This window comes from Anoxynatronum sibiricum, assembly GCF_039414295.1.
Lineage (GTDB): Bacteria > Bacillota > Clostridia > Peptostreptococcales > Tindalliaceae > Anoxynatronum > Anoxynatronum sibiricum.
In genome coordinates this window covers 104191-126724 of record NZ_JBCITM010000002.1, presented here as the reverse complement: position 1 = coordinate 126724, position 22534 = coordinate 104191, and the positions used below count along the sequence as shown (strand labels likewise).

23 protein-coding genes are annotated in these 22534 nt (G+C 44.3%); 1 reads left to right on the top strand and 22 read right to left on the bottom strand.

The genetic code is table 11. The annotated features are described in order from the left end of the window. Positions 1–63: 63 nt before the first annotated feature. The 9 genes from AAIG11_RS02545 to AAIG11_RS02505 all read right to left on the bottom strand — a co-directional run bounded on the left by AAIG11_RS02545 (position 64) and on the right by AAIG11_RS02505 (position 9930). Positions 64–852, bottom strand: a complete 789-nt coding sequence (locus tag AAIG11_RS02545) for a segregation and condensation protein A (RefSeq protein WP_343184705.1) — start codon at positions 850–852, stop codon at positions 64–66. Between the two features lie 13 nt (positions 853–865). After that, positions 866–1495 (bottom strand): site-2 protease family protein, encoded by a 630-nt coding sequence (locus tag AAIG11_RS02540; protein WP_343184704.1) that lies wholly within the window; start codon positions 1493–1495, stop codon positions 866–868. Then, positions 1488–4115, bottom strand: a complete 2628-nt coding sequence (locus tag AAIG11_RS02535) for a CBS domain-containing protein (RefSeq protein WP_343184703.1) — start codon at positions 4113–4115, stop codon at positions 1488–1490. Before AAIG11_RS02535 ends, AAIG11_RS02540 begins: the two co-directional genes overlap by 8 nt. Before the next feature lie 59 nt (positions 4116–4174). After that, on the bottom strand, positions 4175–5482 hold the full coding sequence (locus tag AAIG11_RS02530) for a pyrimidine-nucleoside phosphorylase (RefSeq protein ID WP_343184702.1): 1308 nt from the start codon (positions 5480–5482) through the stop codon (positions 4175–4177). Positions 5483–5495: 13 nt separating this feature from the next. Further along, positions 5496–6317, bottom strand: coding sequence for a purine-nucleoside phosphorylase (locus AAIG11_RS02525; protein WP_343184701.1), 822 nt, complete (start codon positions 6315–6317; stop codon positions 5496–5498). Between the two features lie 13 nt (positions 6318–6330). After that, on the bottom strand, positions 6331–7149 hold the full coding sequence (locus AAIG11_RS02520; RefSeq protein ID WP_425499400.1) for a purine-nucleoside phosphorylase: 819 nt from the start codon (positions 7147–7149) through the stop codon (positions 6331–6333). A gap of 108 nt (positions 7150–7257) precedes the next feature. Next, the gene (locus AAIG11_RS02515) at positions 7258–8433 is read right to left on the bottom strand and encodes a phosphopentomutase (protein ID WP_343184918.1); all 1176 of its coding nucleotides are present in this window, start codon (positions 8431–8433) and stop codon (positions 7258–7260) included. Between the two features lie 72 nt (positions 8434–8505). After that, positions 8506–9381: a site-specific tyrosine recombinase XerD gene (xerD, locus tag AAIG11_RS02510; RefSeq protein WP_343184700.1), complete on the bottom strand. Its 876-nt coding sequence runs from the start codon at positions 9379–9381 to the stop codon at positions 8506–8508. Positions 9382–9405: 24 nt separating this feature from the next. After that, positions 9406–9930 carry an NUDIX domain-containing protein gene (locus tag AAIG11_RS02505; protein WP_343184699.1) on the bottom strand — a complete coding sequence of 175 codons (525 nt, stop codon included), beginning with the start codon at positions 9928–9930 and terminating at the stop codon, positions 9406–9408. Between the two features lie 160 nt (positions 9931–10090). On the opposite strand from AAIG11_RS02505, the gene AAIG11_RS02500 reads away from it, so the two are divergent. Beyond that, positions 10091–10771, top strand: a complete 681-nt coding sequence (locus AAIG11_RS02500) for a regulatory protein RecX (RefSeq protein WP_343184698.1) — start codon at positions 10091–10093, stop codon at positions 10769–10771. On the opposite strand, the gene recN is transcribed toward AAIG11_RS02500, so the two are convergent. The 13 genes from recN to AAIG11_RS02435 form a co-directional block, all read right to left on the bottom strand. Further along, positions 10768–12483, bottom strand: coding sequence for a DNA repair protein RecN (gene recN, locus AAIG11_RS02495; RefSeq protein ID WP_343184697.1), 1716 nt, complete (start codon positions 12481–12483; stop codon positions 10768–10770). The two genes, AAIG11_RS02500 and recN, sit on opposite strands and share 4 nt — an antisense overlap. 23 nt (positions 12484–12506) lie before the next feature. Beyond that, complete coding sequence (locus tag AAIG11_RS02490; RefSeq protein WP_283408510.1) at positions 12507–12956, bottom strand: arginine repressor; 450 nt, start codon at positions 12954–12956, stop codon at positions 12507–12509. A gap of 40 nt (positions 12957–12996) precedes the next feature. Continuing rightward, positions 12997–13806 (bottom strand): TlyA family RNA methyltransferase, encoded by an 810-nt coding sequence (locus AAIG11_RS02485; protein WP_343184696.1) that lies wholly within the window; start codon positions 13804–13806, stop codon positions 12997–12999. Continuing rightward, positions 13787–15724, bottom strand: a complete 1938-nt coding sequence (gene dxs, locus AAIG11_RS02480) for a 1-deoxy-D-xylulose-5-phosphate synthase (protein WP_343184695.1) — start codon at positions 15722–15724, stop codon at positions 13787–13789. The genes AAIG11_RS02485 and dxs overlap by 20 nt, the downstream gene beginning before the upstream one ends. A 166-nt stretch (positions 15725–15890) precedes the next feature. After that, complete coding sequence (locus AAIG11_RS02475) at positions 15891–16487, bottom strand: CNNM metal transporter family protein (RefSeq protein WP_343184694.1); 597 nt, start codon at positions 16485–16487, stop codon at positions 15891–15893. A 709-nt stretch (positions 16488–17196) separates the two neighbouring features. Continuing rightward, positions 17197–17649 (bottom strand): divergent PAP2 family protein, encoded by a 453-nt coding sequence (locus tag AAIG11_RS02470; protein ID WP_343184693.1) that lies wholly within the window; start codon positions 17647–17649, stop codon positions 17197–17199. A gap of 61 nt (positions 17650–17710) precedes the next feature. Beyond that, the gene (locus AAIG11_RS02465) at positions 17711–18598 is read right to left on the bottom strand and encodes a polyprenyl synthetase family protein (protein WP_343184692.1); all 888 of its coding nucleotides are present in this window, start codon (positions 18596–18598) and stop codon (positions 17711–17713) included. Next, positions 18598–18837, bottom strand: a complete 240-nt coding sequence (gene xseB, locus AAIG11_RS02460; protein ID WP_343184691.1) for an exodeoxyribonuclease VII small subunit — start codon at positions 18835–18837, stop codon at positions 18598–18600. Before xseB ends, AAIG11_RS02465 begins: the two co-directional genes overlap by 1 nt. 23 nt (positions 18838–18860) lie before the next feature. Further along, positions 18861–20081, bottom strand: a complete 1221-nt coding sequence (gene xseA / locus AAIG11_RS02455) for an exodeoxyribonuclease VII large subunit (RefSeq protein ID WP_343184690.1) — start codon at positions 20079–20081, stop codon at positions 18861–18863. 21 nt (positions 20082–20102) lie between these two features. Next, positions 20103–21047, bottom strand: a complete 945-nt coding sequence (locus AAIG11_RS02450; RefSeq protein ID WP_343184917.1) for a tRNA (adenosine(37)-N6)-threonylcarbamoyltransferase complex transferase subunit TsaD — start codon at positions 21045–21047, stop codon at positions 20103–20105. A 49-nt stretch (positions 21048–21096) separates the two neighbouring features. After that, entirely contained in the window at positions 21097–21519 is a 423-nt protein-coding gene (gene nusB, locus AAIG11_RS02445) for a transcription antitermination factor NusB (RefSeq protein WP_343184689.1), read from the bottom strand. Positions 21520–21541: 22 nt separating this feature from the next. After that, positions 21542–21922: an Asp23/Gls24 family envelope stress response protein gene (locus AAIG11_RS02440; protein WP_425499399.1), complete on the bottom strand. Its 381-nt coding sequence runs from the start codon at positions 21920–21922 to the stop codon at positions 21542–21544. A gap of 74 nt (positions 21923–21996) precedes the next feature. After that, positions 21997–22488 carry a CD1247 N-terminal domain-containing protein gene (locus AAIG11_RS02435; protein ID WP_343184688.1) on the bottom strand — a complete coding sequence of 164 codons (492 nt, stop codon included), beginning with the start codon at positions 22486–22488 and terminating at the stop codon, positions 21997–21999. Between the last annotated feature and the right edge of the window lie 46 nt (positions 22489–22534).

Genomic DNA, 22534 nt, shown 5'->3' with positions numbered 1-22534 from the left:
ATATGGTTCACCTCTTTATAGAATCCACAGCAAACAATTAATTCTGGCGATAAACATGAACGGTCAGTGATTGCCTCGATAGGATGAATGCCTTGAAACAATGATCAAGTCGTGACCTTTGGGATTAGTTGTCACCATTACCTGATTGGTACGCATTAATTCCAGCAGACTTAAAAAAGTGACAATAATTTTTTCGCTGTGATTTAGTGTTAGAAAAAAGGTTGTGAAATGAAGTGCTCGTTCTTTTTTTAATTGGTCAAGCACATATTCGCTTTGCTGTGCAATGGTAAATTGTTCCCGGGCCATTGTGATAGGTTGCTGCTTCTCCTCTCCTCTGCTGTTGAGATATATTCTCATTAAATCGCAGAAGGTACTGGCTAATACCTCGGGACCTGCGATATCAAGTATTTCAGGTTCAGCTGGTTCGGGAGAGGATAATGATTGGACAAACGCATAGAGATCCTCTGGTGGTTTGAAAAAATGGGGTTGTCCATTCTCAAAAGACTTTAGAAATGCCGCTGCTTGCTGAAATTGTTGATATTCAAGCAATTGTCTAACTAATTCTTCCCGGGGATCGTTGGATCCCTCTTCTTCTCCTGCTGCTGCAGCTGAACGGTTTGCCGGCAAAAGGGTTCGGGATTTGATTTCCATCAATGTTGCCGCCATGACTATAAATTCACTGGCCACTTCCATCTGAAAAGACTGCAGTTCATTTAGATAGGTCATGTATTGATGAGTAATCTCTGTGATGGGAATATCATAGATGTCAATTTCGTTTACCTGTATTAAATGACAAAGGAGGTCAAGCGGTCCCTCAAAAACCTTCAGCTTTAGGTTCAAGTCGGCGCCCATTGGAGACTCTCCTTCATACAATCATCATCAGAAGCATCATGAGACCATTAAACAGCACATTAACAATGGGAAACAGAATGCGTCTAATGACACCCAGAAACAATAACAGAATCAGAATAATGTAGGTGTACCGTTCCAACTCATAAAATGTATGTTCAAATCTTGAGGGAAAAAGCGATATAAGAATTTTTGAGCCATCCAGTGGCGGTATTGGAAAAAGGTTGAAAACTGCCAGCACCAAATTGATGGAAATGGCTGAGAAGAATAATTGTTGCACAAGAAATCCAGGCCCTCCGGTGATCCGAATGACCATTCCAAGAATCACTGTCAGTAGGGTAGCCGTCACAATATTTGAAACCGGGCCAGCCAGTGATACCAGCAAAGTTCCCCGGCGCCGGTCGCCGGTAAAATAATAGGGGTTAACCGGGACGGGTTTTGCCCAGCCAAATCCTGCAAACAGGAGCATTAAAAATCCAAAAGGATCTATGTGAGCAATAGGATTCAGAGTCAGTCTACCATTATTTTTTGCTGTGGGATCTCCCAATCGGTAAGCCATGTAACCATGGGAAAACTCGTGAATGGTTAAACCCAGCAAAATGCCAGGCAAGATCATGACGATTCGGTTCAAGTCAAAATTAAGCATGTAGTGCCTCCTTCAGTCTGTTATATAAGTTTTCAGCGTATTTTAGTTCACCATCATGATCATAAATGGTGCCAAGCACCTTAGCTTTTAGCACATTATCCAAGATGCGACGATATATTGGACCTGGATTGATTCCCAGTGATTTGAGATCATTACCTGAAATAGTCAGCTGAATATGCCTCAGTTTAAGTAAATAAAACGCAATGTAGTGCCGAATGTATGGATCATCAGAATCATTATAGAAAAACATAAGTGCCTCTTCAGTATGTGCTCGAAGCAATTGGTATATGGTAAAGCGATCTACCTCGTCCTCTCTCAAAATCAGATAAATGGTGTCGCGTTGGTTCATTGACTTCATCATTTGTTGAATGAGTGTTTGGTTGGCAATCAAAATCTGGCATACTTCTTCCAAATCTGTTGGCAGCACTTCAGACATGATTTGCATCAACATCACAACAGTTTGATTGAAGGAGGATGGCGATAATTGCCTAAACCCTTCCATTGCAAAACGAATACCCTTCAGGCGTTCCAGTGTATGGGACTGTACAATGAAGCCAGAGTGGAGGGCCTGGAAAATACCAAGTTCCCTCATCAGCGTCATGCTGTTGTGAAGGGATTCCTGTTCTCTAATCATATGAAGAAACTCTTCGCGAATACGATCATGACTGAGGCGTCGAATCATATCGTTTTGTAGTGCTTGTTGCAAAAATTGACGAGTAGAAGCTTCCAGGTGAAAACCAAGTCGAGCAGCAAAACGAATAGCTCTAAAAATGCGTGTCGGATCTTCAATGAAACTTAAATTATATAGAACGCGAATAGACTTGTTTTGAAGGTCTTTCATACCACCAAAATAGTCACTCAAATCTCCAAAAGAGGACTGATTCAAAGAGATGGCCATACAGTTAATGGTGAAATCACGTCTAAACAAGTCACTCCATATGTTGCTTTTTTCCACTTTCGGCAATGCAGCGGGATACTCGTAGTACTCCCTTCGTGCCGTGACAACATCCAGTGTGATATGACTGGATAAACGAATGACAGCAGTTTCAAATTGTGGATGAACAGTGAGTTTGCCGCCCACAGCCTGGTGAAGGGCTTTGGCAAAGACGATACCGTCACCTTCAGTGACGAAGTCAATGTCCCAGTTGTCGGTTTTCAGCATTAGATCTCTGACAAACCCGCCCACTACATAGACATTCTGATTGAGTTCATCACCGACAGTTCCCGCTGTTCGCAGCAATTCAAAGATATTGCTTGACAGTTGTTCCAATGCTTGGCGGCAGTTAAAGGTTTCGACATCAGGGTCAAGAAATATTTTCTGATACCAGTAAGAAGCATGGCTTCCATGTAGATATTTTAACAAATCAGTTCTTGTGACAATGCCAATAATCTGTTCGTTTTCCATCACCGGCAACCGACCGATGTTATGAGTTACCAATAATTCATTTATGTCACCCACGGAGGTGTCGGCAGAAATACTGATAACCTCGTGACTCATAAAGGCCTTTACCGGTGCATGACCCAAGTGATGATTCATGGCCTTGTCGATGTCGGTTCTGGAAATAATTCCACAAATTTGTTGCTGTTCATTCATCACAGGCATTCCTGTATGTCCGTACCGCAACAGAATTTTGTTCGCTTCTTCTATCGAAAGACTGGACTGAATAGTTTTAACCGGACGGCTCATTATTTCACGGGCCACCACCTGGGGTTTGACTCGTTCTTTCAATGAGGTCAGCAACTGAGGTTTCAGTTGAAAAGGAAGACCATCCTTGATAGTGGCTGAAGCAGCCCGGGGATGTCCAGCACCGCCAAAAGGTTCCAGCACAAAAGGAATATTGACGTTGTTCTCCATGCTTCTACCAATGATATAGCAACGTGATTCCATACGAACAATCATAAAAACTGCATCTGCGCGAAGAACTTCCAGCATTTTATTGGCAATAATACCGATTTCATTGACAAATGTATCACTTTCGTACGTGGCAATACCAATTCTAAAGTGATTAATCTCATGAGTTTCAGCATTGTTAAGCAATGTGGAAAAAATGTGTTCATGATCATGACTCCAGGCGTCCCGCACGTACTCATTAACAATCTCCAGATTTGCTTCCATTTCCAAAAGCCAGGCTAATGCTTTGGCATCATTGCTGGTAGTATTGCTAAAAGTGAGGCAGTTAGTGTCGGCGTAAATGCCAAGAGTAAACAATGTTGCTTCAAAGGGATTAACAGGAATTTTTGCCGCCATGAGCTTTTCTATCAGAAGTGTGACGGTAGCGCCATATGGTTTCATGTCCAGCAGCGCCCCTTCGATGGCATTGTCTGCTGGAAAGTGATGATCATAGATGGTGACGGGAATGCGATTGATAATTTCACTGAATTTTCCAATGCGATCAGAGGTGTGAATATCCACCAGAATCAGCTCTTTCACCATTTCAAGGCGAATCTTATTGGAGTATTTGATGGGCAGCACATTTTTGTAGAAACTGTAAAAACGTTTCACTTCCTGTTCCAGATTGCCGGAAAAAGCCATTAAGGCATCAGGATGCAGTTTTGAACAAGCCACCATGCTGGCGAGTCCGTCGAAATCCAGATTTTGATGGCTGGTGATGAGTTTCATGAAGCTGCCTCCTTGCCACAAACGACTTTTACACTTAAGTGACTCAATGAAATGGCATTCTATGCTTGAATGACTTCATAAATCAATGGGTTTTGCTCAGGTGCCTGTTCTCCAATGAGGTATGATGCACGCAGGATCATTGTTGATTCTTCAACCTTTGAAAGATCATTTACATGAAGTGTTGCCATTGATTCGCCCAGTGCAACCTCATCGCCAACTTTCTTATTGAGAACAATACCGACTGCCAGGTCAATCAGACTGTCCTTTTGTTCCCGACCGGCTCCCAATATCAGAGCGGCTCGACCGATTCCTTCCGCATCAATATGCGTTACAATACCGCTTGCGGGTGAGGCAACTTCAATTAAATGGCTTGCAGCATCAAACAAAGAGGGATCATCCACATATCGAGGATCACCGCCTTGGCTGGCAATAAATTGGCGCATGCTTTCAAGGGCACTGCCCGAAGTGATACTCTTTTGCATTGCTGTTTTACCCTCATCCAGATCAGCAGCACGTTCGCCAAGCACCAGCATCCATGCACCCAGCTGTATACATAATTCAGTGATGTCTTTTGGTCCCTGACCTTTCAGAACATCAATGGCTTCTTTCACTTCAAGTATATTGCCCACAGATTTTCCAAGAGGCTGGTCCATGTCTGTCACTAATGCGACGGTTTTCCTTCCCATATGTTTTCCAATTTCCACCATTGTGCGGGCCAAATTGACTGCTTCTTCTTTTGTTTTCATAAAAGCACCGCTACCGGTTTTGACATCCAAAACAATGGCATCGGCACCACTGGCCAATTTTTTCGACATGACACTGCTGGCAATCAGAGACACATTTTCCACTGTACCGGTGACATCTCTTAAAGCATATAGCTTTTTATCAGCAGGTGCAAGGTTGGCAGTCTGGCCGGCTACAGCCAGTTTGATTTCATTGACCTGATTCATGAATTGACTGATGGGAAGTGCTGTTTGAAATCCTTTAAAAGACTCCAGTTTATCGATGGTGCCTCCTGTATGGCCCAGACCCCGCCCTGACATTTTGGCAACAGGAATACCACAGGCGGCAACCATAGGTCCCAGCGCAATGGTTGTTTTATCGCCTACTCCGCCGGTACTGTGTTTGTCAACTTTCACTCCGTGAATCTCAGAGAGATCAATAGTATCTCCAGAATGCATCATCGCTTCAGTTAATGCGGATGTTTCCTGTGGCGTCATGCCCTGAAAGCAAACAGCCATGAGAAAAGCAGCCGTCTGATAGTCGGGTATGGTGTCATGGGTTACTCCCTGAACAAAAAACTGAATTTCTTCTTTTGATAAAGCATCGCCATTTTTCTTTTTAAAAATCAAATCCAACATACGCACGGTGGTATCCTCCCTAAAAAACGTCTTTGATAATTTGTTTCACCAACTTGATGAAAGTAGGTTTCGTTTTATCAGCCATGGCCATTACTTCCTCATGGCTGATGGATACCAGCGAATCAGGAATTGCCATATCCGTAATGCATGAAATACCCAGCACCCGAATTCCTGTATGATTGGCCACGATCACTTCAGGTGCGGTTGACATTCCTACGACATCAGCACCCAAATATGTTAACATGGCAAGCTCTGCCCTTGCCATGTAGTTTGGGCCGCTGATGGATGCATAAACGCCTTCAAATAGATCGATATTCAACTGCCGGGCAATCACGCCGGTTTTTTTTCTAAGGCTTGCATCATAGGCATTGGAAAGATCTGGAAAACGGGGGCCCCATTCATTCACATTTGCACCGACGAGCGGGTTATCTCCAGTCAGATTCAAATGATCAGAAATCAACATCAAACCACCAGCATGAAAACTGGGATTCAAACCACCACAGGCATTGGTAACAATGAGTGAGGAAATGCCCAGTGCTTTCATAACCCTTATCGGATAAGTAACTGCTTGCATCGAGTAACCTTCATAATAATGGAATCGACCTTTCATTATTGCAACAGATTTTCCACCCAGAAACCCAACAACTAAATGGCCGGCATGACCTTCCACTGTAGATGTCGGAAAATGGGGGATGGTTTCATAAGGAATCACCACAGCATCTGTCATGTGGTCTGCCAAATCACCTAAGCCTGAACCTAAAATGCAGCCAATCGTCGGCTTTGATTTGATTTTGTCATTCAAAAAAGCAGTTGATTCTGCAACCATTTGCAATGGTGTCATCATGACAGCCTCCTTAGAGCGTGTGAAGAATATCGCGAATCAATTGTTTGAAAGCTTTTTCCACCTGTTGAGCTGTCTCCATCACTTCGTGATGGTTCAATGCCTGATCGAGAATACCTGCCGCCATATTGGTGATGCAAGATATACCAAGCACTTTTAATCCACCATGAACAGCCACCAGTACTTCTGGAACAGTGGACATTCCCACGGCATCAGCTCCAAGTTTTCGCACCATGCGAATTTCTGCAGGGGTTTCGTAGTTTGGCCCTGTCATCCAGGCATACACGCCTTCGCGAAGTAGCAAACCCTGCTTTTTCGCAGATTCTTTTGCAATCTGCCGCAGATGAAGGTCATAAGCATTGGACATGTCTGGAAAACGGGGGCCCAGGCGATCATCATTTTTTCCTATTAAAGGATTAGTACCTGCCAAATTCAAGTGGTCTGTTATCAACATCAAGTCGCCGGGCGAAAATGATTCATTGACACCACCTGCGGCATTGGTGACAAACAGCTGATGAATGCCCAAGGCTGCCAGTACCCTAATGGGGAAAGCAATGAGGGAAGGATGATAACCTTCATAAAGATGAAAACGCCCTTTCATCATCACAACAGGCTTTCCGCTTAAGGTACCAATCACCAGTTCACCGGCATGCCCTTCCACAGTTGAGAGAGGAAAATGTGGAATATCAGCATAAGAAATGGTGACAGATTGTTCTACTTCATCTGCCATGACACCAAGGCCCGATCCGAGAATCAGCCCAACAGATGGTTTGATCGAGCATCGCTCTTGAATGGCACTTGCAGCTTCATGAATCATTTCCTGAGAAATCATCATTATCACTCCTGTCAGGTATAATATGGTGATTAACGAGCACTCACAATATAAGGAAATGAATGCCGACAGTGAACCGCCGGCATTCATAGGGGAGACTGATGGCGGCTACACTTTGTCAAAAAGCTCAGCAGCAAAACTTGATCCCACACCTGTGTCTTTTGTTTTCAGTACTTCTGAAACAGTGCTGGAAATGTCGGCAAAGGTTCTTCGGGTACCCAAATCAGTTCCTTTTCTTACCAGATCACCAGCTACCAGAATCGGTACATACTCCCGTGTATGGTCACTGCCCTTGAAAGTCGGATCGTTGCCATGATCTGCAGTGATGATTAACAAATCCTGCGGTAACATTCGGGACAAAATCTCTGGCAATCGGGCATCGGCCTCTTCAAGAGCTTTTCGATAACCGATGGCATCACGGCGATGACCAAATTTCATGTCGAAATCTACGAGATTAGTGAAAATCAGTCCTGTAGGGAATGCTTCCATCATTTGAAGCGTTTGATTGATGCCATCCATGTTATTTTCTGTGTGGACTGCATGGGTAATGCCTTTACCATTGAAAATATCTTCGATTTTTCCAACTGCAACCACCTCATGCCCCGCTTCTACAGCATAATCCAGCATGGTTTTACCGGTAGGATCAAGGGAGTAATCTTTACGGCGGTGAGTGCGTGAAAAGCTGCCGGGTTCTCCAATGAAAGGACGTGCAATAATACGGGCCAGCGCATAGTCACCACGCATGATTTCTCTTGCGATGACGCACATTTGGTAAAGCTCATCGATGGAAATCACTGATTCGTGGGCAGCAATCTGAAACACACTGTCGGCAGAGGTATATACGATGGGTTTGCCTGTTGCCATATGTTCGGCTCCCAGTTCTTCAATAATCGCCGTACCAGACGCTGCATAATTTCCAAGCGTTCCCCGACCAATGGCTTTCTCAAACTTTTCCATAACTTCCCTGGGAAAACCATCGGGAAAAGTTCTAAAAGGTTCTTTAATATGAAGCCCCGCTATTTCCCAGTGGCCTGTAGTGGTATCTTTTCCGCTGGAGATTTCTGCAGAACGACCATAAGCACCCTGAGGAAGGGCTACGGAATCAACTCCTTCGATTCCTTCAATATTTCCAAGGCCCAGGGCCTGCAGATTGGGGAGGGCAATGCCACCGGTGCTTTTGATGATATTTCCCAGTGTATTCGCTCCCACATCTCCAAAATCATGGGCATCTGGCAGAGCACCGATCCCGACACTATCCATAATCAATAGGATAACTCGATTAATCATGAGCAAAACTCCTTTCATTGTCCTGTACAGCAACCATATCGTTGCGGAACAGGCACTGATATGTATCGATTATGCCCGGGGATGAGCTTTGTTATAGACATCTTTAATCCGGCTATGAATCATTTGCGCATAAACTTGGGTAGTGGAAATATCTGAGTGCCCCATCATTTCCTGAACAGCTTGGAGATCAGCCCCATTCTGCAGCAGGTGAGTTGCAAAAGAATGCCTAAGTGTATGCGGGGTGATGGGCTTATCAATGCCGGCTTTCACCGCATAAGATTTGACTATTTTCCAAAACCCTTGACGCGTCAACGGTTTTCCCTGCACATTAAGAAATAAGAGCGTCTGATCACTATGTGGCCTGTATTTTTCCAGATATCTGCGAACAGATTCAATGGCCTTAGAACCAAGTGGAATAATTCGTTCCCGGGAACGTTCCTGACAACAGCGTACAAATCCCAATGAAAGGTCCACATCCTTTAAATGCAGAGAGATCAACTCAGAAACCCGGATACCTGTTGCATACAGAAGCTCAAGCATCGCCTTATCTCTGTAAGCTTTAAAACCTTTGCCGGAAGGTTGGTGCAAGAGTTTTTCTACTTCGTCGAAAGACAGTATGCTGGGAAGACGCTTTTGACTTCTGGGAGATTCCAGTTGTTCTGCCGGATTCTGCCGGATCATCTGTTGTTGTAGAAGATAATGATAAAAGCAGCGTAACGAGGCTACATTGCGTGCTATTGTTGAAGGTGCCCGGCCCTTGTGTTCCATCGAAAGACAGTAGCCAATCAGTGTTGTCTGGCTGGCATCACTTGGATGAGGGACACCCTGTTCGCCAAGATATGCGAAAAATTGCTGCAAATCTCGCTGATAAGATTCCAGCGTGTTGGATGACAGCTTTCGATCTTTTACTAGATACGTTCTGTACTGCTGCATCAAAGCTTCCATGACAGTCTCCTTACTGTTTTATTGTCACACCCTGCTGGCGGCCATCAACAATCCAATGATGGTTTTGCTATCCTGTATTGATCCGTTATGAATCATCGTCAATACTTCAGTCAATGGAATCTTGGTGATTTCCAGATATTCATCTTCATCAGGCTGTGCTTGACCTTCTGTCAGATCCCTTGCCAGGTAGAGATGGATTACTTCATTGGAGAAACCTGGACTCGAGAAATAGGCTGTCAGTTTATCCAGTTGCCCGGCACGATAACCCGTCTCTTCCAACAGTTCCCGGAAAGCGCAATTCTCTGCTGACTCTTTGGGTTCAAGTCTGCCTGCTGGTATTTCGAGCAAAACGTCTTCCACTGGTTTTCGAAACTGCTTCACCAGAATGACCTCACCTTCTCGGGTGATGGGAACCACAGCTGCTGCACCGGCATGTTCGACGATTTCCCGTTTAGAATACTTTTGATCAGGAAGTTCTACTGTATCGACTCGCACATTGATGATTTTTCCTTCATAAATTCGTGCCGACTTCAGAGTCTTCTCATGCATTAATTCCAACGGCTCCTTTCAGAATCACCCTTTGCAACATTCTTCAGTGACTTCATCATACCTTTTTTGAGGATGATTGACAAGTTGTTCGGTTCCGGTACAATGAGAGTAATCAAAGAAAGAAATCAAAATGATGTGCACATAAAGAGAGGTGTGTCTCATGAAGAAAAAGCCCGAAGCCATTTCAGCTGCACTAAACTACTTATCCTATCAGTCACGTACCCGACAGGAAATGGAAAAATATCTAAAATTAAAGGAATACACTTCAAATGAAATTGCTGAAACCTTGAGCAGACTAACCGATTATGGATATATAAACGATGAAAGTTTCACTCGGCGAGTATCAGAGATGACAATGCAGCATCCACTAAAAGGAAAAAACAGTCTGCCCGGAAAACTGGCCCGCAAGGGAATTGCTGACGAACTGATTCAGCAAGCTATGGAAGTTTATGATGAAAAGGAAGACGAGAAGAAAGCTTTGGCACTGGCTCGGAAATTCATGCTGTCAACACTGGACAAGCCACTTAGAAAAAATCTGGACCAACTGACTCACAAACTTTTCAGTCGTGGTTTTACGAGTGAAGTGATTTACCGTGTGATCAAGGAAATCGAAAGCGATGAATCGCTGGTAAAAGCTCGTGAAGATGCTGAACCTGCACTGTATGATCAGGCACTGGCCTTAGCAGAAAAAACCCTTCAGCGCTGGGAGGCGAAAGAACCGGAGGAACCCATGCTGCGACGCCGAATGATGAAAACGCTTTATCAACGCGGGTATGAGACAGACATAAGTCGTCGAGCCGTTGAGAACGTCTTAAGCACTTGGTCGATCAAACAGTACTAAGAACGTTGATAGTTCTTAGTAATTTGCAAGGCTTTCTGGCGCATTTCACGGGCATGAGTTATAGTTATCTCCGATATATTCCCATCCATAAGTCTTCCCAACTCATAGAGTCGTTCTTCTTCAGAAAGATATCTGACACAGACTTGTGTTGTGTCCTCCACCACCTGTTTTTCAATATACAGGTGGTGATCTGCCAGGGCAGCAATCTGTGGTAGATGTGTGATGCAAATGACTTGGTGATGACCTGCGACAAATGACATCTTTTCGCCGACAACCTGAGCGGCACGTCCGCTGATTCCAGTATCTATTTCATCAAAAATGAGTGTTGGAATGGCATCGATACGGGCAAAAATGGTTTTAAAGGCCAACATAATTCGGGACATTTCCCCACCAGAAGCAATTTTTGAAAGAGGCTTAACAGGTTCTCCCGGGTTAGTAGAAATGAGGAAAGCGACAACATCAATGCCATTTTCATCTAAAGCGGTATTTTCTGAAATGGTGTGGTCAATCTTAAAAATGGTTTTACCCATTTTCAAATCATGCAACACTTTCATCATTTCTTCTTCCAGTTGGGATACAATGATTTTGCGCTGATGACTTAAACTCCGTGCCATTTTCAAAGTTCTATCCTGATACTCACTTAACTCGGCCAATATTTTCTGATAATGCGCTTCACTGTTAACTAAAGATTCATATTGTTGCTGAAGCTGTTTCTGAAACGCAAGTATGTCGACTACAGAAGCACCATATTTTCGTTTTAAATCATGAATAAGGTCCAAGCGCATCTGAATGCGTGTGATTTCTTCAGGGTCAAACTCAATGGATTCAAGATATCGCTTCATATCCTGAGATAAATCCTGAAGCCTGATCTGGAGTTCTTCTGCCTGACCAGCAAAATCTTCCAGTTCAGGACTGTAGCCAGAAACAGTCCAAAGTGTTTTGGTATTTTTGCTTAAGGTATCAAGCACCGCGGATCCCATGGACCCTTCGTAAATTTCTTCATGAAAAGTACCCAAGGCGGTGGTGATTTGCTGAGCATGACGAAGCAGATCATTTTTATTGTTCAGCATTTCTTCCTCATCAGGCTGAAGTTGGGCTTCTTCTATCTCCTGCATCTGAAACGATATAAAATCCAGTTCGCGTGCGCGTTCAGTCTCGCTGGATCCCAAATGGTGCAATTTTTGGCGCAGGCGACAAAGTGCATGATAACATTGAAGGTAATCTTCTTTGACCTTCTGAAGCGTGTCTCCACCAAAGCTATCCAACATATGCATGTGACTTTCCTGATGAAGCAGTGACTGATGTTCATGTTGACCGTGAAGGTCTGCCACATGTTGCATTACTTGTCGTAATAACTGTTGGGTAACAATAATACCGTTGATTCTACTGACACTTCTACCGGTAGCATGAATTTCACGGCTGATTATCAACTGGTGTATGTCTTCGCTGACAACACCAGCTTCCTGAAGCATCCTGACGTGGGTTGCCTCTGGTTGCCAGTTCACTTCGAAAACAGCCTGAATATGCGCTTTTGCGGCACCACTCTTAACCAGATCCCGATCTGCGCGTCCGCCAAGACACATACTGACAGCATCCACCACAATGGATTTACCGGCACCAGTTTCTCCGGATAACACAGTTAATCCGGGACTGAAAGATAGCTGCAATTCATCAATCAAAGCAAAATCGTTGATTTTCAGTTCCAGCAGCATAGACATCCCCCAATAATCGAATCCTATTCTGTCAATTTCCTGAACCGTTCTTTGACTTCATCCACATCTTCGGCCTGACGTATAAGCACGAAAATAGTATCATCTCCTGCTATGGTGCCAACCACTTCATCAAAACCGGCAGCATCAATGGCAGAAGCTGCTGCCTGAGCAGCGGCGGGGATGGTGCGCAACACAAGAATGTTGCCTGCATGATCCAACGATACAATGGATTCTTTAAACAGGCGCACCAGTCGATCTGTCAGCATCGATTCCTGACTTGCCAGAGAAGCATATTTGTAGCGTCCATTTCGAGACATTTGTTTGATTAGCCGCAGTTCTTTTATATCCCGTGAAACTGTGGCCTGCGTCACGTTCATGCCCAACTCTTTCAGAGCGCGTGTGAGCTCCTCCTGAGTCTCAATATCACGTTGGTTAATGATTTCAAGAATTTTTGCGTGACGTAAATATTTCATAATTTCCTCCTTCTCTGACCAGCATCTCCGAAATGACCAGTCACCATTGATGTTGATGAGCTTTGAGAACAACTGCTTTCACTTTTTCTGGTGATCCGACAGCTTTTGAGGAAATAGAATCTTTTGACAGAAGCGTCAGAAATTCCATATTTCCTTTTGGGCCACGAATAGGGGAAAAATCAAGTGCATCAACAGAAAATCCCAGTGATGTGGCAAAGCTGGTAATTTCTGTGATGACATGCTCATGAATGATGGCATCACGCACGACACCGTTTTTGCCCACCTGGTTTTTTCCTGCCTCAAACTGTGGTTTAATAAGTGCGACAATGACACCGCCAGACTTCAATAAATGATATGCTACAGGCAACACCAGCTTAAGGGATATGAATGAAACATCAATGGAAATCATATCCATGGCTTCATTCAAATCCTTCGGTGTGACATAGCGAATATTAGTACGTTCCATGACCACTACTCGTGGGTCATTGCGAAGGTTCCAATCCAACTGACCGTAACCCACATCAACTGCATAAACTCTTGATGCGCCGTGTTGAAGCATGCAGTCGGTAAATCCCCCGGTGGAGGCACCAATGTCCATGCATACCTTTTCCTTCAGAGATAGGTGAAACTGCTCAATGGATTTTTCCAGCTTCAAACCACCTCTGCTGACAAAAGCGAGAGGTTTGCCTTTAATTTCAATAACTGCATCTAAATGCACCTGTGTACCGGCTTTGTCAATCCGTTCTCTGTCAGCGAGAATCTGACCAGCCATAATGGCGGCCCTGGCTTTCTCTCTGCTGGAGAACAGACCTTTCTCAACCAGCAACAGGTCAATTCGCTGTTTTGCCATAAGATCGCTTCTCCGTTAAATTCATTGAAACCACTTTATGTGGTTGTCGGGATGACTGACAACTATCCTTTTGAATGCGCTGCACCAATTTTTCAACAGTTAATTCAAGATGCTGATACAAGTGGTTCATGTCTCCCTGTGGTGTGAAGTTGTCTGGAATCCCCAGGGTGTGTACTTGGCAAGTGAGTTGATTCTCCTGATAAAGTGCCTGCACTTGTCTTCCTAAACCGCCAATCTGTTGGTTCTCCTCAAGTACGTATACCTGTCGAACTTGCTGGCCATGGCGAAGCAACAAAGTGTGATCCAGCGGTTTGACAAAACGGGGATTAATCACCTGACCAAAGAGGCCGTTTGCTGCTGTTTGATTAAGTACTTCCATGGCCCTGTGAGCCATCGTGCCAAGCGCAATGATCAGATAATCATTACCCTCCACCTGCAAGACAGAACCCTTGCCAAATTGAATAGGTTCTCTAATGACAGGAAGTGCGTGTGCTTCACCTCTTGGGTAGCGAATCAAAACAGGACTATTCAGCTCTAGGGAGTATCGCATCATGTCAGCAAGTTCTGTACCATCTGCCGGTGATAGAATTGTCAAATTAGGAATGGCAGAGAGACATGAAATATCAAAAACGCCATGATGGGTTTCGCCGTCATTTCCCACCAGCCCTGCACGATCTACCAAGAAAGTGACGGGCAAATCTTGCAAGCAAACATCATGAATCAATTGATCATAGCCTCTTTGCAAAAAAGAAGAATATACTGCAAAAAATGGTCGCAGGCCCGCCGCTGCCTGTCCTGCAGCAAAAGTAACTGCATGTTGTTCTGCAATGCCAACATCAAAAAAACGATGGGGAAAGCGGTGTTCAAAATTGGTTAAACCAGTACCATCTGGCATGGCAGCGGTGATGGCAACCACCCTTGAGTCACTCTCTGCCAGCGATTCCAAAGTGCTTCCAGCAATTTGTGAAAATGTGGGAATCTGTGTCAGTAAAGGTGTTTTACCTGTTTTAGGATCAAAAGCTCCAATGCCATGAAACTTGGCAGGAAACTTCTCTGCAGGCGCATACCCTTTTCCCTTGACAGTCATCACATGAACCAGTTTCGGGCCTCCAATACGTCGGGCGAGACGAAAAGCTTCCTTTAAATCATGTATCTGATGTCCATCGATCGGGCCGATATAAGTAAAGCCTAACTCTTCAAAAAGAATTCCTGGAACAAAAAAATATTTAATGGAGTCCTTCGCTTTTTCTGCAGTTCGATAAAAAGATTTTCCTATTGCAAAGTGGTCCATTAAATGTTCCAGGTCTTCTTTCAATCTGGAATAAACCGGCATAGTACGTATGCGAGTGAGATAGTTGGATAATCCACCCACATTTCTGGCAATGGACATTTTGTTGTCGTTTAGGACAACAGTCAGATCCAACTGGCTCTGGCCAGCGTGGTTCAATGCTTCAAAAGCCATTCCTCCTGTCATGGCTCCATCGCCAATGACTGCAGCTATTTGATGCTTTTCACCTCTTAAATCACGGGCTGTAGCCATGCCTAATGCAGCAGATATAGAGGTGGCACTGTGGCCGGTGTTAAAATGGTCATGAAGACTTTCATGTCTTTTGGGGAATCCGCTCATGCCACCATACTGTCTCAGTGTATGAAACGACTGCAATCTTCCTGTCAGCAACTTGTGAACATAAGTCTGATGTCCGACATCCCAAACAATTTTATCCTGAAAAGTATCATAGACCTGATGCAGTGCCAGTGTTAACTCAACAACGCCCAGGTTGGAAGCTAAGTGGCCACCCGTTTTAGAAATGCTGTCAACCAGAAAATGTCTGATTTCTTGCGCCAGCATTGTCATTTCGATTTCGTTAAGAGCCTGGAGATCCTTTGGTGACTGAATCTGTTCCAGTAAAGAAGTCATGAAATCCTCTCTCTTTCCATTACCATTATAAATATTTCGATTTGAACCATTATGAGTTCATTGTAACCCTTGTGTCAGTCAGAATCAATCATTTGAGAAGATTTTACTGAAAAACAGCCTTTCTATAAAGTAAAGGCTGCATTGAAGTTCGTTTAAAAACGAAAAATTAGTTTGTCGAACGTGTAAATACCCATGAAATTTTTGCAACAGCATGAACAATCTCATGAGATTTTTCAAGGGCTATATTTTTTCCAATGGCCTTACCGCCCACAGTTAATGAAGCAACAAAACCGCCCAGAACCAATGTCAATATCAATTGATGAAGCATTGGCATCTGCGGTTCGATTTTAAGTAAAATGGTAGCAGCTGCGACACCACTAATGATTCCGCAAATGTCCCCAACAACATCATTACAGATATTGGAGACTGCTCCAGCATTTTTGAGCAGACGAATGGCGGCCCGGGCAGAAGGTACTTTATCTGCTGCCATGGCGTGAAAAGGTTTTTCTGAAGCGACAGCCACAGCGATTCCCACCATGTCAAAAAAAACACCCAACAGGATAATGCTGATGAGAATGAAAAAAGAAGCAACAAGTTCAGCTCGAATCAGTAACTGTTCTGACAGGTAGTTGAACAACGCTGCTAAGAAAAAAGTCCATATTGAAACGGTGACAACCCATTTGATGTTATATTTTTTAAACAGTTCTTCAATATGCCCCTGCTCACCACGTCCATTTCGAGGGGTTTTTTTAATTTTCGACACTATTCGTTCCTCCAGATTCAAAATAAAAGAGCCAGCTTACCAGGATCTAAAGTCAAAAAGGAAAACTGATAGCATGACTCAGCTATCAGCAGAACCCACAGTGGTAACCCGTCAGGTTAATTTTACGGCTTAGGTCCAGTAAGTTTTCCCAGACTTCTACTGCGTGTCGCCAACACAGCGGTTTCCCTTTAAAGATGTCCCTGCCTTGTCGCCAATGGCAGAACTGGATTGCCACTTAGTCCGCACTGTAATCCCTGAAAGGTCTCTTGCGAACAGTCTAGGAGATTTCCTCTACAATACTGCCGGTTCTTAGCCTCTTTTGCAGCATAAGTTTCAGATGGCAATAATCCCCTTTACCGGGCCCTGGCTCAGAGAACCTGATCCACCTATCTGCTTACCCCACTCAAGGCAGGCTACGCTGTGCGCTACGCTGTCTCTCAAGACGCCTGCACAGGTTTCTACCTTCTCAGTCTGCACTGAATAAGGCCTCCACGAAGCGAGGGTCAACGCCCGCATGCCATTGCGGATCGCCCCCATCTTCTTACTCCCAGAAAGGACCCACGACTGGGCGTCGCAAGCCGAAACCAGGAACTTCATCGATGTGCCCTTTGACGGATTTTTAGGCCCGCCCTCAGCAACCGGCAGAACTGACTAGAATACTGCACCACTGCAGTTTCTGACTATATTATACCATAATGCAGGCGTATCATCAAACCAGCCACCACGCGATGGTAATTCCAAGTACAGCGCCTGCAAACACTTCATAGGGTGTATGCCCCACTAACTCTTTCAATCGATTTTCAGTGAGTTTTTTATCTTTGCGATGATGATGAAAATCTTCAATAATTTGGTTAAGAATCACTGCCTGACGTCCAACAGCATACCGAACACCTGCAGCATCGTACATCACCACTAAAGCAAATACCAGTGATAACGCAAAGATCGATGAATCCCACCCATGCAGTTTTCCAACACCCGTTGCAAGACTCATGACAAACGATGAATGCGAACTGGGCATACCGCCAGACCCGACAAGACGCAATAAATTGAGATGCTTATCCATTAGGAGCGTGGTTATGACTTTTAAGACCTGGGCAATAAACCAGGCGATAATAGTGATCCAGAGAACACGATTGCTTCCGATTCCCGCCAGAATATCCATGGCATCACCCCTTTATTTAAAGTTACCCCAATTGCATTTTCATACGCATATCTGAGTTTCATCAAGAGCGACGATTAACCAGATAACGGGCCAGTGACTGCAGAAACTCTGATTTTTCTCCATAGGATCTAAAGACTTCAAGCGCTTGATTGGTCAAAGATTGCACCTGTTTTCGAGAGTCTTCAATGCCATAGAGTGAAGGAAAAGTAGCTTTATTATTACGCAAATCACTGCCAATTGGTTTTCCCATTTCTTCAGCACTGCCGTCCAAATCGAGCAGATCATCTTGAATCTGAAATGCCATACCCAAAGCATAACCTGCCGCTGCTAATTCTGATGCAGTTTGTTCACCGGCTTCGGCCGTAAAGGCACCTGCAGAGAGTGAAGCTGACAACAACGCACCTGTTTTTTGTCGATGAATGTAGTTCAGCGTCTCGGCCGTTACTGATTTTCCTTCATTTATCAGATCAGTGGTTTGGCCGCCAATCATTCCTCGTACTCCCGCAGCATTGCCAATGCATTTCATGGCGCGAACAAATGAATCGGGATTTTTCTTTAGGAGTACATCTTCAAGCATAATTTCATAAGCAAGATTCAACAATCCATCTCCCGCCAGAATGGCAAGTCCATCACCAAATATTTTGTGATTGGTAGGCTTGCCCCGCCTGAAATCGTCATTATCCATAGCCGGCAGGTCATCATGAATCAATGAATACGTATGTATCATTTCCAGAGCACAGGCGTACGGCATCGCTTCTTCCACTGTTCCGTTCAACATTTCAGTAACAGCCAGTGTCAACACTGGGCGAAGTCTCTTTCCGCCGGCAAATAAACTATAGTGCATGGCTTCAACAACCACATGATTGTTTTCATCACCAATACGCGTATATTCACTCAATGAGTGGTTTATCATTTCGATGTAATGATTCAGCTGATCACGCCATTCCATCAGGCATCCTCCATTTCATTCTGGAGTGAACTGGTGGTCTCGGAGTCAGAATCTGATAGAACGACGGTAAGTGTTTCTTCTGCCTTTGTCAGCTTCTCGTGACACTGACGGTAAAGTAAAATTCCCTCTTGAAAGAGGGCTAACGATTCTTCCAGGCCCAAGGATTGATTTTCAAGCTTGTCGGTAATTTCTTCTAATCGTTTAAACGCAGTTTCATAAGTGTTTTTTCGGGCGGCCATTAATTGCTTCCTCCTTCAACAGCTCATTCCTTACTTGTTTTTTCCACATTGGTTACCTGTGCCTGAAAGTGACCATCATGTAACTGGACGCAAACAGTTTCGGCAGTTTTCACTTGCTGTATGGTTGCAATCATGTTGTCTGACTGGTCTCGAACAAAGGCATAGCCCCGCCCAAGGACGTTTAAAGGGCTTAGTTGATTTAATTGTTCTCCTTTATGTTGAAGAACCATTTGATGCTCTCGAAGTGTTCCTTTGATATGAGTGATCATTCGATGTTGTACCATGTCCAGTGCTTGTTGCCGTTCTTCAAGAAAACTGCGGGGAGAACGAAGCGGCGTGCTGTGATACAAATTATCTAGCTGATGTCTGTGACGTTCAATTCGTTCATTGGTACTGCGTTTCAAGCGAGTAACGAGTTGATTCAGCTGACGCTCAAGCAAGATATGATCTGGGACCGCAAGTTCTGCTGCGGCAGTAGGTGTGTTAGCTCGTTGATCTGCCACAAAATCAGCAATGGTAAAATCTGTTTCATGACCAATGCCGGTCACGACAGGAATCGGTGATCGTGCAATGGCATATGCCAGGGATTCACTGTTAAATGCCCACAGCTCCTCGACTGATCCGCCACCGCGACCTAATAGAATCAGATCGAGGGGATGAGTAGCTGCTATATTCACAGCAGCTGTGAGTGAAGATGGCGCCTGTTCACCCTGAACCTGTGCCGGAAAAAGATACAGCTTCGCAATGGGCCAGCGACGTTTTAACACTGTTAGAAAATCCTGTAATGCAGCACCTGATTGAGATGTAATGATGCCAATGTTCTCAGGAAAAGGGGGCAGTGTCTTTTTTTGAGATGCATCCATTAATCCCTCTTTGTCCAGTTTTTCTTTCAATTTTTGGAAAGCCAGAAACCAGTCTCCCAAACCTGTTTCTTCTACATGTGTTGCTATAATCTGGTATTGTCCATCGCGTTCGTAAAGTGAAACAGCTCCTGAAACAGTCACTCGCATCCCATCCTTCATACGAAAGGATTGAAGTTGTACCTGTTGGCGAAACATGACACATCGGATCCGACTGTTTTCATCTTTAAGTGAAAAATAGACATGTCCACTACTGTGATAAGTGCAGTTGGAAACTTCCCCTCCCACCTGCACCATATGTAAAATGGGGTCTGCCTGAATGAGTCGTTTAATATAAAGATTCAGCTGTGAGACGGACAGTGTTTTGATGCGAATGTCAATCACCTCCTCCACCAGCCATAATGGCTATTGGTCTATCAAAACTCGATTGATATGGACAGCTGTTAAAACGGCAGTTCCTGCAGCGTTATCACTGCAAAATTCTTTTTGGGCGTGGTGGATGTTTAATCGAAGCTTTTTTAGAAAGGCTTCCATCGTTTCACGTACCAGACAGTTCGATGCAACTCCCCCAACAGTGAGTACTGAGGCAAGTGGTTCCAAAGTCAATGCTTTCTTCATCAATGTTCCTAATAAAATGCCGGAAAAATGAAAAATACTGGCAGCCAGCTGTTCATTCGAATACGAACTTGACTGCAGGCATCGTTGTAAAAATGTTTCTGGACCTGAAAGACTTAACTCCAGGTAAAAGCCATCTTTATGGCTGCTCTGATTATGATGGATAGAGAAAGGAACATCTATCAAAGGAAGTTCATTCTTTTGAGCTAATTTTTCCAAGTCGGGCCCTGCAGGGAAAGATAAACCCATGGCAACACCGAGGCGGTCAATGAGCTGCCCCAGGCTGATATCACTGGTTTGCGCAACGACAGCGGCAGTGTATCCCACTCCACGCATTGGTGTTACACGAAGTAATTCCGTTGTTCCACCGGAAAGGTGAAGTGCATAGAATGGATGATTCATTTCAAGCCCTAAAGACCAAAGCCCTGCAGCCAGATGTCCCTCCTGATGACTGTAAGAAAAGCAGGGAACCTGATGAATAGCAGCTACAGATCTTGCCAGAGATTCTCCAGCCAAAAAAACAGGCATGTACGAACCTTCGATATTGCGTGGTCGATTGCTGTATCCCACTGCTTTTAGTTGCACCTGGTTCAGAGAACTTTCCATGGATTCCAGCAAAACCGGCAATTCCCGAACATGCTGAAAAAGGGCTTCAGATTGTCTGAGGCCCCGTTTTCCTTCTGGTACCGCTAACACTTGACGTCGTTGATCCAAGAGCTGATAGGAAGTGTCCATTAAAGCGACTGAGGTGGTATAGTTACTGGTATCAAAAGCTAATACTGCTTCAGGGAGTGGCATGACGATCTTCCCCCCGGTCTTTCAGGTAGGTGCCCAAAATACCATTGACAAAGGCTGATGAGTTTTCTGTGCTAAACTTTTTTGCCATCTCAATTGCCTCATTCACCGAGACATAGCTGGGAATGTCATCTAGGTCCAGCAACTCCGCTATTGAAACACGAAGAATTGCCAGATCCACCCGGGCAATACGTTCCATCTGCCAATCGATGGCATAGGATCGAATCATTTGGTCCACTTCATCATGACGTTCAATCACAGAGGAAAGTACCTGTCTAATGTAACCATCTTGATCAGGCCTTTCAGGGGCGTTCTCAAGAAAATGCTGATACCCCGCCAAACTAAACTCATTCTTGATGATCATTTCATACACTAACTGCATACACAGTTCTCTGGCTTCTTTACGCTTCATGCAGGGTACCTCCACTCACAGGTTAAGACGATTCACGGGCAGTATCGACGCTTTCTTCGGGAAACCGGACTGCCTGCACATGAATGTCTACAGCACCTACTTTCAGTGCTGTCATGGTTTCAACCATGGTTTTAACTTTGTCCTGAATTTCCCAGGCAATATCAGGGATGGCAATGCCGTATTCCAGCACCAAATTCAAATGAAGATAGACCACCTGATTTTTAACTTCAACTTTAACACCCTTGGAAAGGTTTTTCTTACCCAAAACATCAGCAATACCGCCGGTAAGGCCGCCGCTCATACCAGCAACGCCCTTCACATCAGTGGCACTTAAACTGGCAATTGTGGCAATCACATCTTCAGCAATGTGAATTTCTCCACTGCGATGCTCTTCCATAACCATTTAGCATCCTCCTTAACAAAGAAAATCCCATGAGTGATCAAAGGATTTTCTTTCGCCAACACATGTTTTCAGCATTATTTCTGTTGATGATCCTCTGTTACTTCTTCTACTTCTTCTTCGTCATCTTCATCATGGCAATCGCCGCCGCAGCAGCATCCTTCTTCACAAAAGTCATCTTCGGCAAACTCGATGAGTTCGTGGCATTGTGGACACAGTATTTCAGCATCCTCATCATATAAAATGTCCTCATCAAGATAGATGGCTTCACCACACTTTGGACACTCGATTTCCATAAAGTCGATTTCTTCGTCTTCATAATCATCGTCATCATTTTCGTCAAAATCGTCAGAAATAAGTGACTCAGCTTCTGCCAAATCATCATCCAGCGCTTCAACATAATCAGCAAGATCGTCCTGCTCTTCCTGTAATTCTTCCATCGAGGCAACAATTTCTTCCAGGGTGTCCAAAATCCCCAGCAGCAGTTTTCCTTCTTTAGATGATTCTTTAATATTTAAGCCTTCTGCCAGTCCTTTGAGGTAAGCCACACTTTCAAAAAGATGGTTCATATTACGCCTCCTTGTCTTAACACCCTAGTTTATAAATGACATTCTT